This window comes from Pseudomonas fluorescens Q2-87 (genome assembly GCF_000281895.1).
In the GTDB taxonomy this organism is placed as follows: domain Bacteria; phylum Pseudomonadota; class Gammaproteobacteria; order Pseudomonadales; family Pseudomonadaceae; genus Aquipseudomonas; species Aquipseudomonas fluorescens_S.
The window spans coordinates 5224003-5240294 of sequence record NZ_CM001558.1 but is presented as its reverse complement, the minus strand read 5'-3'; the positions used below and the strand labels follow the sequence as shown (position 1 = coordinate 5240294).

Here is a 16292-nt window from a genome sequence, read left to right as displayed (position 1 = left end):
CATGCAAATCAAACTCGCCAACCCCCGTGGCTTCTGCGCCGGCGTGGACCGGGCGATCGAAATCGTCAACCGCGCCCTGGAAGTCTTCGGGCCGCCTATCTACGTGCGCCACGAAGTGGTCCACAACAAATTCGTTGTCGAAGACCTGCGTAGCCGCGGGGCCATTTTCGTCGAGGAACTGGACCAGGTGCCGGATGACGTCATCGTGATCTTCAGCGCCCATGGCGTTTCCCAGGCGGTGCGCAGCGAAGCCGCCGGCCGTGGCCTGAAGGTGTTCGACGCGACGTGCCCATTGGTGACCAAGGTGCACATCGAAGTGGCCCGCTACAGCCGTGACGGTCGCGAATGCATCCTGATCGGCCATGAAGGCCACCCGGAAGTCGAAGGTACCATGGGCCAATACGATGCCAGCAACGGCGGTGCGATCTACCTGGTCGAAGACGAGGAAGATGTTGCGGCCTTGCAGGTACGCAACCCCGAAAGCCTGGCCTTCGTGACCCAGACGACTCTGTCCATGGACGACACCAGCCGTGTGATCGACGCCCTGCGCGCTCGTTTTCCGGCCATTGGCGGCCCGCGCAAGGACGACATCTGCTACGCCACCCAGAACCGGCAGGACGCGGTCAAGCAACTGGCCGACGAATGCGATGTGGTCCTGGTCGTTGGTAGCCCGAACAGCTCCAATTCCAACCGTTTGCGGGAGCTGGCCGAGCGCATGTCCACGCCGGCCTACCTGATCGATGGGGCCGAGGATATGCAACGCAGCTGGTTCGATGGCGTCGAGCGTATCGGCATCACCGCCGGTGCTTCCGCGCCAGAAGTATTGGTGCGCGGCGTGATCCAGCAATTGCAGGCCTGGGGCGCAACGGGTGCCGATGAGTTGGCCGGTCGCGAGGAAAACATTACGTTCTCGATGCCGAAAGAGCTGCGCGTCCGCTCCTTGCTTTGAGTCCTTTCTCACACAGGGCCTGCTCGGCTTTGACACTTTCCATGCGGACACGGCCGGAAGGCGCCAATATCACTTGATGATGGCTGACCGGCCCGTGTCTGGCGCAGACATGCAGCGTACCGGCCTGAAAGCCGCCACTGGGCAGCAGCGCTTCCCCCAGGTTGCTGAACCTCACCGAACGTTTTACGTGCCGGTTGCCCATTACTCGAGCGCGGTTGCTGCGTTCCATCAGCACGGTTTTTTCCTTATCGTCCAGGGTAATGCGCCAGCCCCGGCCCCAATCGTTGTCTATCCCTCTGAGCACGACCGTCCGGTTGCGAGCGATGGCTTCGCTGCGGGCGCTGCGCAACCCGCTGATCAGTAATTGCGCGGTGTCATCGCGTTCGATGGATGCGATCAGCTCTTTGTAGCCCGTGCCGGTCCACGACAGAACAATTGCGGCGATTGCCAGTCCCATGAGCAGTTCGATCAGGCTGAAGCCCTGTTGATACATGATGTCTCCTCCCTGGAGCATGAAAATGGCGCGGTCCTGGCGCCGCAAGCCGAAACAACTGCACACACGGCGGCGGTTTGTTCTAGCGTGTAGAAGCAGGTATAGCCGACGGCAACGGAGGGCATCGATGGATCTTCGTACAAAAGGTTTCACGCTGGTCGAGGTGCTGGTGGCCTTGGCTGTGCTGCTGATCCTTATCACGATGGCGGTGCCGGCGTTCACCGGTTCGATGCAGGGCACCAAGGCCGACACCGATATCGGCGATCTGCGCCGAGCGCTGAACTTTGCCCGGATGACGGCGATCGACCGTGGCATCACCACGCGGATCCGCCCCACGGCCCAGGGCAGCGTCTGGAGCGGCGAATTGACGGTGTATGACAGCACAGGCACACCGGCCAATGTGTTGCGGGTTGTTCCGGCGATGAGCGGCGGTGCGACTCTGACGCTAACCTCAGAGGTGACCAACATCGATTTCAACAACCTGGGCGGCTTGTCGGCGCCGGCCACGCCGGTGAGTTTCAATTATGTGCGGGGAGCACAGACCAGGACGCTGAATGTTTGTCTCAATGGACGAATCGTATTGGGTGGAAGTTGCGGATGACCAATCGCAGTAAAAGGGCCCAGAAGGGTATGACGCTGATCGAGGTACTAGTGGCAGTGCTGATTCTCGGCGTGGGCTTGTTGGGGGCGGCGATGATTCAGCTCAATGCCCTCAAGTACACCGACAGCTCGCGCATGACCAGCCAGGCCAGTTTCATCGCCTACGACATGATGGACCGCATCCGCGCCAACTCCGGCGCCGACTACACCATTACACCGCCCAGCTCGGCGAACCTCAACGTGGCCCGCGACCAGGACCTTTATGACTTCAAGACCAACATCATCGCCTTCGGTGGCGCCACGGCCACGGGCGCTGTGGCGCTGAACAAGCGGGTCTACACCATCACCATTTCCTGGGACGATGCCCGTGCCGCCAATACCACCAACGCGGCCGAGGCACGGCGCAGCTTCGTACTGACCAGCCGTGTCGCGGCAGACCCGGTGGGTACACCGCCATGAACAGCCGTAGTCGGGGGTTTGGCCTGATCGAATTGATGATCGCGCTGGTGCTCAGCCTGATCGTCGTGTTGGGTGTCGTGCAGATTTTCATCGCGGCCAAAAACACCTACGTCAGTCAGAGTGCTGCGGCGGCCATGCAGGAAGACGCCCGGTTCGTCCTGAGCAAAATGGTCCAGGAGCTTCGCATGGTGGGTATGTTCGGTTGTCTGGCGACCATTACCGATGCTTCCACGGCTAAAGATTTCAATGCCAGCCAGATCACCCCGATCCGCTGGGACGAGGCCAACAAAAAATTGACCTTGGTCACCGCCGACGTAGGTAATAGCGGTAGCGCTCCGACCTGGACTGTCCTTTCCGACTGCCGTACCTCGGCGACGGCCTACACAAACGCACGGGCGCCAGCGGCAGGGCAGTTGGCCTTCCCGATCCGCCGGCTGGTCTACAGCTTCAACAACAACCAATTGCTCCTGGGCAGCGGGGTCGGCAACCCGACCTTGTTTGTGCTGGTGGATAACGTGCGGGCGTTCGACGTGATGTTCGGCGTGGCCGGCAGCGCGACGGACAGCGCGACGTCCAGCTATATCAGCAATCCCTCTGATCCGGCGCTGATTCGCAGCGTGCGCCTGACCCTGACGCTCTTCGATCCGAAGAATGCCGTGCGCGAGCAGACTTTCAACGTGGTTGCCGCTTTGCGCAACCGGCTCTTGTAAGGGAGGGCGACTGATGAATTCGACGCCCTTCGGGCACTCTCAGCGTGGCATGGCCTTGCTGGTCAGCCTGGTGTTCCTGTTGCTGCTGACATTGATCGGGCTGTCGTCGATGCAGAGCGCGACGCTCCAGGAAAAGATGACCAGCAGCGTCATGTTGCGCAACCAGTCCTTCCAGATCGCCGAGGCGGCGTTGAGGCTCGGCGAGACGGCCGTGCAGGCCGAGACGTATTCGCTGGCGGTCTGTACCACCGCGACGCAATGCGCGCCGCCGGCCGAGTCGGCGACGGTTACGGCAGCCGGGCGCAACTCATCCTCGGGCGTGACCTGGGTCGCCGCCGGCAGCGGGTTTTATGGCGTGCAGAACATCGGCACCACGCTCTCGGCGGTCAACGTTCCCAGCAATACATCGGCGACGCTGTACCGGATCACGGCGGTGGCGGTGGTGGGAAACAATCAGCGCAGCGTGGTGGAGAGCATCTATGCGAAGTACTGAGGTGCGCCGCCACTGGAGGCAGGTGCTGTGGGGTGCGGTGCTCAGTCTTTACCTGGCTGCCCCGGCCTACGCGTTCACGCCCTCGGATTCACCGCTGCTGAGTGCGGCCGCCGTTACGCCGAACGTGATGCTGCTGATCGATGACTCGGGGAGTATGAACAACATCATCTGGGCGGCGGGGTTTGATCCGGATGTGTCACGTCCGGCTGTCATTAACTGTAACTCCAGTACCAGCTGTTTCGGCGGCGTGCAGCTTGATCCAGACGATGGCAACGTTCTGCTGGCCGGCCTGTTCAGGGGCGGTTGTACGAGTGGCTGGTATGGTTTCTACCGAGGCAACCTTAGCCGGGTCTGCCTGCGCTTGCCGGACCCTGTGGGCGGCGGCAATACCCGCTACACCACCAAATACCTGGCGTATCTGCTGGCGTTGGCCAACGGTTCGAACCGGGACTTCACCACGGGCACCATCCCCAACGACTATCGAATCAACGTCGCGCGGGACGTTTCCAACGACCTGGTTACCAGCAATCGCGCATTACGCATTGGCCTCGCCACGTTCAATCCGCCCAACAGCAGTAATTCAGGCCCAGGTGGCTACATCGCCCGTTCGGTCAGTGATCTTTCGCCGGTCAGCGGCAGCGTGACCCAGGCCCAGGCCAATACCAATTACAACGCCCTGATCAGCGCCATCAATGCGCTGGGCGCCGTCGCGAATACACCGCTTGCCGAAAGCTACTATGAGGTCACTCGCTATTTCAGGGGCATGGCGCCGTACTACAACAGCACGCCCACTACCTACATCAGCCCGATCCAATACCGCTGTCAGAAAAATTTCGGCGTAGTGATCACCGACGGTTTGCCCACTTATGACCGGACGTTCCCCACCAACGACCCGCTGGGCGGCTCCCGGTTGCCGAACTGGGATGGCATCAGCGCCAACGATGGCGCGGACCCCAATGGTGACGGCGAGGGCGACACGCTTTACCTGGACGACGTGGCCAAGTTCGCCTTCGACATCGACATGCGCTCCACCGGCACCGATGCCACGGGCAAAGCCTGGAATACGGCGGATTTCCCCCGGCAATACCTCAACACTTACACGGTGGGGTTCACAGCGACCAACCAGATGCTGTCCGATGCCGCCCGCTATGGCGCTGGCAAGTATTATCAGGCGACCGACAGCGAAGGCTTGAGCTCGGCCCTTTCATCGGCCTTGAGCGACATCACCTCCAAAGCCGGATCGGGGGGCGGCGGCGCCACCAACGGTGCCTCGTTGTCCAGCACCTCCAGTTTCTACCAGACCACTTATGACCCCAAGGACTGGCGCGGCACGATCCGGGCGTTCGGCTTCACCTCGGCGGGCACGGTAGACATGGCAGCGGTGCAGTGGACCACCGACACCGCCATTGTGCCTGCCGCTGCTGCGCCGATTTATCAATCGTGGAACACCGCGACCAACGTGCCCATAACCCTGGCCTACGCCAATTTTTCACCGGCCCAACAGACCAGCCTCAACCAGAACCTGCCCACCGGGATTACCGGCAACGACCTGGTGGAGTGGAGCAAGGGCGTCAACAAGACCGGCCTGAAGGTGCGCAGTGTCTTGCTCGGGGACATCATCAATTCGCCGCTGGTACTGGCTTCGCCCAATGACCAGACCGCAGCGGATCTGATCAACGACACCAGCTACAGCAATTACCTGGCGACCAAGTCGACGAACATGAACGCCAGCCTGGTGGTAAACGCCAATGACGGATTTTTCAGCGTTATCAACAGTGCCAACGGTACGCGGCGCTACGCCTACATGCCTTCGAGCGTGCTGCCCTCATTGCAGGGCGTTGCCGATACCAACTACATCAACGGCGTGAGCCACCAGTTCCTGGTCGATGGACAGATCGGCGTATTCGACACGCAGTCGGGCAGCGCCTGGAAGACGGTGGCCGTGGGCGGGACAGGGGCCGGGGGCAGGACGTTCTTTGCCGTCCAACTGTTCGACGCGGCAGCGGGCAACGCGCTTCGGGTGTTGTGGGAAATCAGCGCACCGGCCGTAGCCAATACAACCAACAGCTTCAATGACTTGGGCTACGCCTACGCGCGACCCGAAGTCGCCCGCTTGGCGGACGGGCGCTGGGCCGCGTTCATTGCCAACGGCTACGGCAGCAACAGCGGCGTGGCGGCGTTGTACGTGGTGGATATCCGCGACGGTTCGTTGATCAAGAAGATCGTAATCAACAGCAGCGAGACGGATAACGGCCTGTCGTCGGTCAAGCTTCGGGTCAATTCCCAGAACGTGGTCCAGGCGGCATATGGCGGCGACCTGAAAGGGCGGATGTGGAAATTCGACCTCAGCGGCACGTCACCCACCGCTTGGGGCCTGGCCTTTGCCGGCCAGCCGTTGTTTACGGCGCCCGGCGGGGCGACCCAACCGATCACGGTCCAGCCCCTACTGGCAGACAATCCCCAGGGCGGTACCCAGGTCTTTTTCGGCACCGGTAAATTCAACGAAACGACCGACAAGCTCAACAAGGACCTTCAGGCGTTCTACTCGATATGGGATGCCACTGGCGGAGCGGGGCAGATCACGGTGTCGAGCCTGCAGGCCCAATCCATCACCGGGGTGTTTTCCGGCAGCACGGGGCAGTTCGTGACCACCAGCCAGACTGACGTGACCTATCCTTCGAAAAAGGGCTGGTACCTGCCCTTGGTGTACAACAACGCATTGACCGGTGAACGGGTGATCAACCCGGCCAACCTGGTGCTCGGGCGTGTGGTCTTCACCACGGCAGCCGTGGACACCACCGACCCTTGCGCCAGCTTCGGTACCGGCAAACTGATCGAAGTGGATGCGTTCAACGGTAAGATGCTCAACTATGCGGTGCTCGATACCAACGGTGACGGCACGCTCAACAGTTCCGACGCCCTCTCCAGCGGGGTCGTGTTCACCGGTGGTATCCCGACCTTGAGTGCGATCGTCAACGCCAACGGGGCCACCAACATGATCGTGAACGATTCCGGTGGCGGCATCACCGACCTGCTTGAAAAATCCGTGGGCGGCAGCCGCCGCATCATGTGGCGACAAATACAGTGAGAGGCAAGGCATGCGCAGATCCAACCGGGGTTTCACCTTGATCGAAATCATGATCGTGATTGCGATCATCGGTATCGTGATCACCATTGGCTATCCGAGCCTGACCGAGTACATGAAGAAGGGCCGACGCACCGAAATTGCCGGGTTGTTGTCGGAGCAGGCGCAGATTCTCGAGCGCTACTACTCGAAGAACAACGTGTATACCAATGCCACCGGCCTGAGCGGCGGTAACGATTTCTACACCATTACCCAGACGCTGGCGGACCAGAGCTTCACCCTGACTGCCGTGCGCAAGAATGGCTCGTCCATGGCCACGGACAAGTGCGGTGATTTCACGATCAACAACACCGGCGCACGGGGCATGCTCAACGCCGCTGCGGGGCTGACCACCAAGGATTGCTGGGGCCGCTGAGTTTCCTTTATCCGGGCGCTGACTTGCGCCCTCTCTGTCTTGTGAGTTGAATCAGAACATGACCAGGCAACAGCAAGTGGTGATTGTCGGTGGCGGAGTGATCGGCCTGCTGACGGCGTTCAATCTGGCGTCCGAAGGGCAGCGAGTGGTGCTGTTGGACCGTTCGAGCGTCGGCCAGGAGGCGTCTTGGGCCGGTGGCGGTATCGTTTCGCCGTTGTACCCGTGGCGCTACAGCCCAGCGGTGACCGCCCTGGCCCACTGGTCGCAGGATTTTTATCCACAACTGGGCGAGCGTTTGTTCGCCGCCACCGGAATCGATCCGCAAGTGCATGTCACCGGCCTGTACTGGCTGGACCTGGATGACCAGGACGAAGCACTGGCCTGGGCCGAGCGGGAAGGGCGCCCGTTGCGGGCTGTGGATATCTCTGCCGTACATGATGCAGTGCCGGTGCTGGGCGCGGGTTTTTCCCGAGCGATTTATATGGCCAATGTGGCCAACGTGCGTAATCCCCGCCTGGTGAAATCCCTCAAGGCTGCGCTGCTGGCGATGCCCAATGTCACGGTTCATGAAAATTGTGAAGTCAGCGGCTTTATCCGCGACGGCGACCGTGTCGTGGGGGTGAATTGTTCTGCCGGTGAGCTGCGTGGCGATCATGTGGTGCTGGCCGCAGGCGCCTGGAGCGGTGAACTGGTCAAGACGCTGGGGTTGAAACTTCCAGTCGAGCCGGTCAAGGGCCAGATGATTTTGTACAAATGTGCGTCGGACTTTTTATCGAGCATGGTCCTTGCGAAAGGCCGCTATGCCATTCCCCGTCGTGATGGACACATTTTGATCGGCAGTACGTTGGAGCGTGAAGGTTTCGACAAGACGCCTACGGATGTGGCGTTGGAAAGCCTAAAGGCTTCGGCGTTGGCGCTGATTCCGGAGCTGGCGGGTGCCGAGGTGGTTGGGCATTGGGCTGGGTTGCGGCCTGGGTCGCCTGAAGGCATTCCGTATATCGGCGAGGTGCCGGGGTTTGCTGGGCTATGGTTGAATTGTGGGCATTATCGCAATGGGTTGGTGCTGGCGCCGGCTTCGTGTCGGTTGTTTACGGATCTGATGTTGGGGCGGGAGGCGGTGATTGATCCTGTGCCTTATGCTCCGGCGGGGCGCTTGTAAGGTCCGGTTTTTCTTGTGGAGCGGGCTTGCTCGCGACGGCTGTGTGTTGATCGAGTACATATCCATTGCTGCGGTAACGGCTACTTAGGGTTCCGCCCTTACGGCGTCTCACTTTTGAGAAGCGCAAAAGTAAGCAAAACGCTTTTGCCCCACCACTCGGTGCCTCGCCTAGGCTCGGCATGCCCGAACGTAGGCATTGCTCCGTGGGCCGCCGCGAAGGGCCATCCATGGCCCAGCGCGGCTACCTCGGCATCCATGCCGAGGTGCCCACTGCGCAATACCTACGTTCGGCCATCGTGGTTAACGGGGCGCCGAGATCAACGTCCGTCGCGAGGCGGCCTGATAGCCGACCTGTCTCTTTTGTCGTACTCCGACCCAATTGTGGGAGCGAGCTTGCTCGCGAAGAGGCTGGTATATACGACATCCTGGTTGACTGCGGTCGCGTCTTCATAGCCTCAGCCTGTTCGCGGTAGCGATAATTCCGTGACATAGCGGTTGGATTTACTGCAGTCATCGCGAGCAAGCTCGCTCCCACATTTTCGACCTTCAACAATCACAAAATTTGTATACGCCACCCATCCCTTGTGGGAGCGAGCTTGCTCGCGATGAAGTCAGCAAACGCAACATCCTCATCGACAGTGACATCGCCTTCGAGAGCAAGCCCGCTCCCACAGGAGAAATGCGGTCCCCATCAAGAACCAGGTCGGCTATCAGGCCGCCTCGCGTCGGACGTTGATCTCGGACGCCCCATTAACCACGCTGGCCGAACGCAGGCATTGCGTAGTGGGCAACCCGGCATGGATGCCGGGTTAGCCGCGCTGGGCCATGGATGGCAGCCCTTCGCGGCGGGCCCACGGAGCAATGCCGGAGTGAGGGCACACCGAGCCTAGGCGAGGTGCCGAGTGGTGGGGCAGAAGCGCTTTGGTTACTTTCGCGCTTTTCGAAAGTGACCCGCCGTCAGGGCGGAACCCTAAGTAGCCTTTACCGCAGAAATGGATATACACACATCCCGATGCCCTGACAGCCAAACCAGATTTGTGAGAAAGGTCGGACAAAATTCTGAATCGAGCTGAATTTTCCGACGATCTCTGGCGGTTGCCGAGTGGGAAGGGCTCTGGCTAACCTTTCTCGTCGCTGCCAATTCAGCGTCCGGGCGTCGCGGCCCGCTAACTTGGTGCATAATTCCAGTCCACGACGGTGCCTCGGTATTTGTCGTGTCATGGCTGGCTGTGCGTGGGATACCTTCGGGTATGCCGGGTGTTCAAGTTCTCGGTCCGCGAACCTGCGTACAGCTGCCACCTCCAATCGCGTCGCGGCGATCGGTGGCAGCTCCATAACTTGGAGATGCACGATGATCAAGGTCACACCCAATCCCCCCGAAACCGATTCCACATCAGCTCAAAACGGACTCGATCCTCAAAAGCTCGACGAAGCCGCCAAACGCGCCCTCGACTATTACCTAGCCCCAAAGCCTGAAGCCAAAAAGAAACCATCCTCAAACCAGCTATACACCGTCGTGGAAGGCATCGACACCGAATGCCTCCTCGCCAACCTCAGCGAAACCCTTGCCTCAGCCAACGCAACAATCAGCGACCTGGCCTTCGAACTCGACGGCTCGCGACGGCATGTTGCATTGGGGGTGCAACAGCTGATCGAGTTGAGTGAGTTGCTAGCCAATCGTGTGCTGGACGAGCAGGTGCCGGTGCCGAAGGGCTAGAAAAGCTGCCAAGGCGAACACAGGGGCAGCATGGGCTGGAGAGCCGTGGCTCAATCCAACCCCAGCTTCTTCAACCGATACCGCATCGACCGAAACGACAACTTCAACCGCTGGGCCGCCGCCGTACGGTTCCAGCGGGTTTCTTCCAGGGCCTGGAGGATCAGTTTGCGCTCGACGTCTTCCAGGTAATCTTCCAGGTTGTCGACCTGCATCAAATCCGGCTTGCCCGCCTCGGTGGTGCTATTGCCCTCGGCCAGGCGCAGGTCGTCGGCTTCGATCTGTTGGTGTTCGCATAAGGTGTAGGCCCGTTCGAGCATGTTCTCCAATTCCCGCACGTTTCCCGGAAAGCGGTAGTTTCGAAGGGCCTCCAGGGCTCGGGGATGGAGTTTCACAGCAGGGCTGTCGGTGTTCAGGGCCAGGCGCTGCAGCATATGGTTGGCCAATGGTTCGATGTCTTCGCGACGTTCGCGCAAGGGCGGGACGCGCAGTTCGATGACGTTCAGCCGGTAATACAAATCCTGGCGGAAGCGCCCGGCGGCAACTTCAGCGTCCAGGTCCTTATGGGTCGCGCAGAGGATGCGTACGTCCACCACTTCTTCCTGCTGGCCGCCGACCGCGCGCACGGCTTTTTCCTGGATGGCCCGCAGCAGTTTGACCTGCATCGCCAAAGGCAGGTCTGCCACTTCATCAAGAAACAGAGTGCCACCATGGGCAACCTGGAACAGTCCGGGCTTGTCTTCGATGGCGCCGCTGAAGCTGCCTTTTCTGTGTCCGAAAAACTCGCTTTCCATCAGTTCGGTGGGAATTGCCCCACAGTTGACCGGCACAAAACCCTGGCTGGCGCGCGGGCCTTGTTCGTGGATCAACCGCGCGACCAGTTCCTTGCCACAGCCGGACTCGCCGCTGATATATACCGGCGCCTGGCTTCGGGCGAGTTTTTCGATCTGTTTACGCACGCTGCGCATCGGCGGAGAGTCGCCCAGCAGGCAGCGTTCGAGGGTGACGGCCGGGGTGGCGACTGGCGGCAGGCGCAAGGCGCTGTTGACCAGTTCTCGCAGCCGCCCCAGGTCGACCGGTTTGGTCAGGAAATCGAAGGCTCCGGCCTTGAGGGCGTCGATAGCGGTCTCCAGGCTGCCGTAGGCGGTGATCATCGCCACGGGCAGTTGGGGGTAACGCTGCTGGATGTGCTGCACCAGTTCCAGGCCGGTGCCGTCGGGCAGGCGCATGTCGGTCAGGCACAGGTCGAAGGCTTCGCCTGCCAGCAGGTCCTGGGCTTGGGCGAGGTTCTTGGCGCTGCGGGTGTCGAGTTTCATCCGGCCCAGGGTGATGTCCAGGAGTTCGCGGATGTCCGGTTCGTCATCGACGATCAGGATTCGTTGCCGTGAGCGATTATTCAAATCTGTTTCCGTCCGTGAGCAAAAGTGATGCGAAAGCAACCGCCGCCTTGGCGTGATTTGAAGTCTAGGCGGGCCTGGTTGCTTTCGCACAGCTCACGGGACAGATAGAGCCCAAGGCCGGTGCCTTGGCTGCTGGTGGTGAAGAAAGGTTCGAACAAGTGCGCCTGCTGGTCCGGCGTCACGCCGGGGCCGTTGTCGATGATGTCCAGCGTGGGCAGTTGGCTGTGAGGGTCGATGAACAGCTTCAGCCAGACTTCAGCCTGGTCATGGACCATCGCGCCGTGGCGCCACGCGTTGCTTAACAGGTTGCCGAGCACTTGGGTCAGCTGGTCGGGGTCCATCAGCGTGGTGTAGTCGCCGGGGTCGATGCTCAGGTGCAATTGCTGGTACTCGGTCATGCTTTCGCGGGTTTGCCTGACGAACGGTTCGAGCCAGGTCCGCAGATCCAGGCGTTGTGGCGTGGTGGGTTGGCGGCGGGACAATTGGAGGACGTTCTCAATGACGCGATTCATTCGTTGGGAGTGGTCTTGAATAATCTGCGTCAGACGCCGATCTGCGTCGTTCAGTTCCTCTGACTCACGCAACAATTGCGCCGCATGGCTGATGGCACCCAGCGGGTTGCGGATTTCATGGGCGATACCGGCGGTCAGGCGTCCGAGGGAGGCGAGTTTGAGCTGTTGGGCTTGCTGGGCGACCTGGGCCAGGTCATCGAGAAATACCAGGGTCTGATGCTGGTCGTTGTGCCCCAGGGCGATGAAGCTCGGTTGAAGGGTAAGGCCATTGCCCCTGATGGTCAGGCTTTGCGGACGCAGGCTGGGGTTGTTCCGCCACAGTTGCAGGCGTTCGACCAGGGCCGTTGAGTACTGCTCGATTGGCTGGCCGACCAGATCGTGCATACCCAGCAGGTTCAGCGCGCTTTCGTTGGCCAGTTGCACCCGGCCTTGACGGTCGAGCACCAGGATCCCGGTGCGCATGCGTTGCAGGATCAATGCATTGAGCGCTTCGAGGCCCACCACTTCGCTGGCCCGTTGCTCGGCCAGGGTTTCGCTGGCTTCCAGTCGTCGGGTCAGGCCCTGTACCAGCAGCGCCGCAGCAAAGCACAACGCACCCAGGGTGCCGGCCTGCAAATAGCTACTGGGGCGGTTCGAGTCGCTGAGGCCGAGAAAGAAGGTCGAACCGATGATGCCGAGAGTGGCAACGGCTGCTATCAACAGGCCGATCCGGCCCCGCAACAGCGTATTGCCGATGGCCACCGAGACGATGAGCAGGTTGCCGACGGCGCTGGGGGCGCCGCCCGCGACGAAGAACAGCCATGAGAGCAGCAACACATCGGTCAGGGCCAGGCCGAACAGGCGGGCGGGGCGGCGGGTGTTTTCAAGAAACACCACCAGCAAGATATTCAACACCAGGTACAACCAACTGCCACTGCGCAGCAGGTCGTCGTTGGCGAACTCCAGCAGGCGGTTGTCCATGTTGCTGGAAATAAGCAGCACCAGGGTGATGCCGATGCTCAGACGGTACAGATGATAAAGACGCAGCAGGCGCTGCGCCTGTTTGTCGTGCGGGCTTAGGGCCTCAGCGATCACGGGTGCTCGGGCCTTGCTCGAGGTGAGCCTGGCTGCAATACCACTGTTGTTCGAGAGCTCGCGCTCGGTCGCGGGGCAGGTGCACGCCGCAATGGGCGCAACGAACCATGGGCGGCGCGTCCTGCTCGCGCGTGGCGGTCGGCGCGGAGGAGGCACCCTTGAACTTGCGCCAGAACCATACCGCGGCGGCGATCAGGGCAATCCAGAACAGTAAACGAAGCATGATGGGCGGCTTTTTGGCTAGAGATCAGGCAGTTTAGCCAAGGACAGGAACGGCGCACAGCGCTATAAAACCCAGGCACAAAAAAGGGAGACCGTACGGTCTCCCTTTTCGTAGGTGCCTTGGGCTCAGTCGAACAGGCCGAAGGTCAGGTGGCTGAACCAGGAGCGGTCGCTGGACTCGCTCTCAGGCTCTTCTGCTTCGATCACATCGCCATTCTCGTCCTTGGGCTTGAGCTCGTTCGGAATGGCTTCCTTGGCGTCCTGGAACTGACGCTGTACGTCTTGGTTGGCGCGGGTTTCACCCGGCGGCAGCGGTGGACGGGACTCGATCAGGCCCAGGGTAGCCTTGCTCAGCCACGAACGGTTGTCCGCTTCGTCAACCCGTGGGGTGAACTGGCCGTCGACCAGCGAAGGGTGATCCGGGTAGTTCAGCTTCAGGGTTTCCAGGCTGGTGGCTGCCAGGTCATCGAGGTGCAGGCGCTGGTAGGCTTCGGTCATCACGGCCAGGCCGTCACCCACCGAAGGGGTTTCCTGGAAGTTCTCCACCACGTAGCGGCCACGGTTGGCGGCGGCGACGTAGGCCTGGCGGGTCAGGTAGTAGTCGGCCACGTGGATTTCGTAGGATGCCAGCAGATTGCGCAGGTAGATCATGCGCTGCTTGGCATCCGGCGAGTAGCGGCTGTTGGGGAAGCGGCTGGTCAGCTGGGCGAACTCGTTATAGGAGTCGCGCGCGGCGCCCGGGTCACGCTTGGTCATGTCCAGCGGCAGGAAGCGCGCCAGCAGGCCGACGTCCTGGTCGAAGGAGGTCAGCCCCTTGAGGTAATAGGCGTAATCGACATTCGGGTGCTGCGGGTGCAGGCGAATGAAGCGCTCGGCGGCGGATTTTGCAGCTTCCGGCTCGGCGTTCTTGTAGTTGGCGTAGATCAGCTCCAACTGGGCCTGATCGGCGTAGCGACCGAACGGATACCGCGATTCCAGGGCCTTGAGCTTGGCCGTGGCGCTGGTATAGCTGTTGTTGTCCAGGTCGTTCTGCGCCTGTTGGTACAGTTCGACTTCGCTCAGGTTTTCGTCTACGACTTCCTTCGACGAGCAAGCAGCAGTCAATGCGAGGATGGCGATCAGCAGCAGGTGTTTCACTTGCATGGCGGCTTGCGTCCCTATGACGGCCGCTGTCTTGGGCGGGGCCGTCCTGTTATGATGAGCGCCCCGTTGAAAGCCTCGGGGCAAAAGACGCCGTATTTAACCACAAGCGCGCAGCCGAAACCAAAGGCTGTGCCGACGCCTAGTCCGAGCATGTCCGATAAAATAGAACTTCGCGCAGAGGTGCCGTCCGATTTGGGCGGCCAACGCCTCGATCAAGTCGCCGCCCAACTCTTCGCCGAGCACTCGCGCTCGCGCCTTTCCGCCTGGATCAAGGACGGCCGCCTGACTGTGGATGGGGCGGTCATTCGCCCGCGCGACATCGTCCACGGTGGCGCCATCCTCGAGCTGACCGCCGAACAGGAGGCCCAGGGAGAATGGGTCGCCCAGGACATTGCCCTGGACATCGTCTATGAAGACGATGACATCCTGGTGATCAACAAGCCTGCGGGCCTGGTGGTGCACCCGGCTGCGGGCCATGCCGACGGCACCCTGCTCAACGCCTTGCTGCACCACGTACCGGACATTATCAATGTGCCCCGTGCCGGCATCGTGCATCGCCTGGACAAGGACACCACCGGCCTGATGGTCGTGGCCAAGACCATCCAGGCGCAGACACAGCTGGTCACACAGCTGCAGAGCCGCAGTGTCAGCCGCATCTATGAATGCATCGTGATCGGCGTGGTCACTGCCGGTGGCAAGATCAACGCGCCGATCGGTCGTCATGGCCAGCAACGCCAGCGCATGGCGGTGATGGAAGGCGGCAAGCAAGCGGTCAGTCATTACCGCGTGCTCGAACGCTTCCGCTCCCACACCCACGTGCGGGTCAAGCTGGAAACCGGCCGTACCCACCAGATCCGCGTGCACATGGCGCACATCAACTTCCCATTGGTGGGCGACCCGGCCTACGGCGGTCGTTTCCGCATTCCGCCGGCCGCCAGCATCACCATGGTCGAGTCGCTGAAGAACTTCCCGCGCCAGGCGCTGCATGCGCGGTTTCTGGAGCTGGATCATCCGACCACCGGCAAGCGCATGAGCTGGGAGTCGCCGTTGCCGGATGACTTCGTCTGGCTGCTGACGCTGCTCAAGCAGGACCGCGAGGCGTTCATCGGATGAGTGACTGGCTGATACCCGACTGGCCCGCGCCGGCCCGGGTCAAGGCCTGCGTCACCACCCGAGCGGGCGGCGTCAGCCTGGCGCCGTTCGACAGCCTCAACCTCGGCAATCATGTGGACGACGACCCGACGGCCGTCGCCGAGAACCGTCGTCGCCTTACCGATCACTTCGCCATCGCACCGGCCTGGCTGCAGCAGGTCCATGGCACTGTCGTGGTCGAGGCTGACCCGGCGCGGGTCGCGACCGCCGATGCCAGTTGGACCGCAACGCCGGGTATCGCCTGCACGGCGATGACGGCGGATTGCTTGCCGGTGCTCTTCTGCAACCGTGCCGGCAGCCGCGTCGCGGCGGCCCATGCCGGTTGGCGCGGGCTGGCGAACGGGGTGCTGGGAGCCACGCTCGACAGCCTTGCAGTGCCCGCTGGTGAGATACTGGCCTGGCTCGGCCCGGCCATCGGCCCGCAAGCGTTCGAAGTCGGGCCGGAAGTGCGCGAAGCCTTTGTCGCGCAACTGCCCCAGGCGACGCAGGCCTTTGCACCCAGCCACAACCCCGGCAAATTCCTCGCCGACATTTATGCGCTGGCGCGTTTGCGCCTGGCGGCGCGCGGTGTTACGGCAGTCTACGGTGGCGGCTTGTGCACCGTGACCGATCCGCGCTTCTTTTCCTACCGGCGCAACCCACGCACCGGTCGCTTCGCTTCCCTGGTTTGGATCGAACGCTAGACTTCTCTGATCTGCATCAACAGTGCGCT

At 61.4% G+C, this 16292-nt stretch carries 16 protein-coding genes; 11 read left to right on the top strand and 5 right to left on the bottom strand.

Annotation, left to right across the window (positions count from 1 at the left end):
* The first annotated feature begins 1 nt into the window (after position 1).
* Complete coding sequence (gene ispH / locus PFLQ2_RS04730; RefSeq protein ID WP_003185582.1) at positions 2–949, top strand: 4-hydroxy-3-methylbut-2-enyl diphosphate reductase; 948 nt, start codon at positions 2–4, stop codon at positions 947–949.
* On the opposite strand, the gene PFLQ2_RS04735 is transcribed toward ispH, so the two are convergent.
* Positions 903–1442 (bottom strand): GspH/FimT family pseudopilin, encoded by a 540-nt coding sequence (locus PFLQ2_RS04735; protein WP_003185580.1) that lies wholly within the window; start codon positions 1440–1442, stop codon positions 903–905. The genes ispH and PFLQ2_RS04735 overlap by 47 nt on opposite strands.
* A 127-nt stretch (positions 1443–1569) precedes the next feature.
* Here PFLQ2_RS04735 and PFLQ2_RS04740 point away from each other — a divergent pair, with 127 nt between their 5' ends.
* The 8 genes from PFLQ2_RS04740 to PFLQ2_RS04775 all read left to right on the top strand — a co-directional run bounded on the left by PFLQ2_RS04740 (position 1570) and on the right by PFLQ2_RS04775 (position 10080).
* A complete protein-coding gene (locus PFLQ2_RS04740) occupies positions 1570–2043 on the top strand; it encodes a GspH/FimT family pseudopilin (protein ID WP_003185578.1) in 474 nt (157 codons plus the stop codon).
* Positions 2040–2501 (top strand): type IV pilus modification protein PilV, encoded by a 462-nt coding sequence (gene pilV, locus PFLQ2_RS04745; RefSeq protein WP_003185575.1) that lies wholly within the window; start codon positions 2040–2042, stop codon positions 2499–2501. The genes PFLQ2_RS04740 and pilV overlap by 4 nt, the downstream gene beginning before the upstream one ends.
* Positions 2498–3211, top strand: coding sequence for a PilW family protein (locus PFLQ2_RS04750; protein WP_003185573.1), 714 nt, complete (start codon positions 2498–2500; stop codon positions 3209–3211). Before pilV ends, PFLQ2_RS04750 begins: the two co-directional genes overlap by 4 nt.
* Before the next feature lie 13 nt (positions 3212–3224).
* On the top strand, positions 3225–3704 hold the full coding sequence (locus PFLQ2_RS04755) for a pilus assembly PilX family protein (RefSeq protein ID WP_033046294.1): 480 nt from the start codon (positions 3225–3227) through the stop codon (positions 3702–3704).
* A complete protein-coding gene (locus PFLQ2_RS04760; RefSeq protein WP_003185569.1) occupies positions 3691–6792 on the top strand; it encodes a pilus assembly protein in 3102 nt (1033 codons plus the stop codon). Before PFLQ2_RS04755 ends, PFLQ2_RS04760 begins: the two co-directional genes overlap by 14 nt.
* A 10-nt stretch (positions 6793–6802) precedes the next feature.
* Positions 6803–7204 carry a type IV pilin protein gene (locus PFLQ2_RS04765; RefSeq protein WP_003185567.1) on the top strand — a complete coding sequence of 134 codons (402 nt, stop codon included), beginning with the start codon at positions 6803–6805 and terminating at the stop codon, positions 7202–7204.
* Between the two features lie 58 nt (positions 7205–7262).
* Positions 7263–8363, top strand: a complete 1101-nt coding sequence (thiO, locus tag PFLQ2_RS04770) for a glycine oxidase ThiO (protein ID WP_003185565.1) — start codon at positions 7263–7265, stop codon at positions 8361–8363.
* A gap of 1351 nt (positions 8364–9714) precedes the next feature.
* Positions 9715–10080: a DUF6124 family protein gene (locus PFLQ2_RS04775; RefSeq protein ID WP_003185563.1), complete on the top strand. Its 366-nt coding sequence runs from the start codon at positions 9715–9717 to the stop codon at positions 10078–10080.
* A gap of 50 nt (positions 10081–10130) precedes the next feature.
* Here PFLQ2_RS04775 and PFLQ2_RS04780 read toward each other — a convergent pair whose 3' ends face one another.
* The 4 genes from PFLQ2_RS04780 to PFLQ2_RS04795 form a co-directional block, all read right to left on the bottom strand.
* Positions 10131–11477 carry a sigma-54-dependent transcriptional regulator gene (locus tag PFLQ2_RS04780; protein WP_003185561.1) on the bottom strand — a complete coding sequence of 449 codons (1347 nt, stop codon included), beginning with the start codon at positions 11475–11477 and terminating at the stop codon, positions 10131–10133.
* Positions 11474–13063, bottom strand: coding sequence for a sensor histidine kinase (locus tag PFLQ2_RS04785; protein WP_003185559.1), 1590 nt, complete (start codon positions 13061–13063; stop codon positions 11474–11476). The genes PFLQ2_RS04780 and PFLQ2_RS04785 overlap by 4 nt, the downstream gene beginning before the upstream one ends.
* On the bottom strand, positions 13053–13286 hold the full coding sequence (locus tag PFLQ2_RS04790; RefSeq protein ID WP_003185557.1) for a PP0621 family protein: 234 nt from the start codon (positions 13284–13286) through the stop codon (positions 13053–13055). Before PFLQ2_RS04790 ends, PFLQ2_RS04785 begins: the two co-directional genes overlap by 11 nt.
* Before the next feature lie 125 nt (positions 13287–13411).
* On the bottom strand, positions 13412–14428 hold the full coding sequence (locus tag PFLQ2_RS04795) for an outer membrane protein assembly factor BamD (RefSeq protein ID WP_003185555.1): 1017 nt from the start codon (positions 14426–14428) through the stop codon (positions 13412–13414).
* 150 nt (positions 14429–14578) lie between these two features.
* On the opposite strand from PFLQ2_RS04795, the gene rluD reads away from it, so the two are divergent.
* Both rluD and pgeF read left to right on the top strand, forming a co-directional pair.
* Complete coding sequence (gene rluD / locus PFLQ2_RS04800) at positions 14579–15541, top strand: 23S rRNA pseudouridine(1911/1915/1917) synthase RluD (protein ID WP_003185553.1); 963 nt, start codon at positions 14579–14581, stop codon at positions 15539–15541.
* Entirely contained in the window at positions 15538–16263 is a 726-nt protein-coding gene (pgeF, locus tag PFLQ2_RS04805) for a peptidoglycan editing factor PgeF (protein ID WP_003185551.1), read from the top strand. Before rluD ends, pgeF begins: the two co-directional genes overlap by 4 nt.
* The last annotated feature ends 29 nt before the right edge of the window (positions 16264–16292 follow it).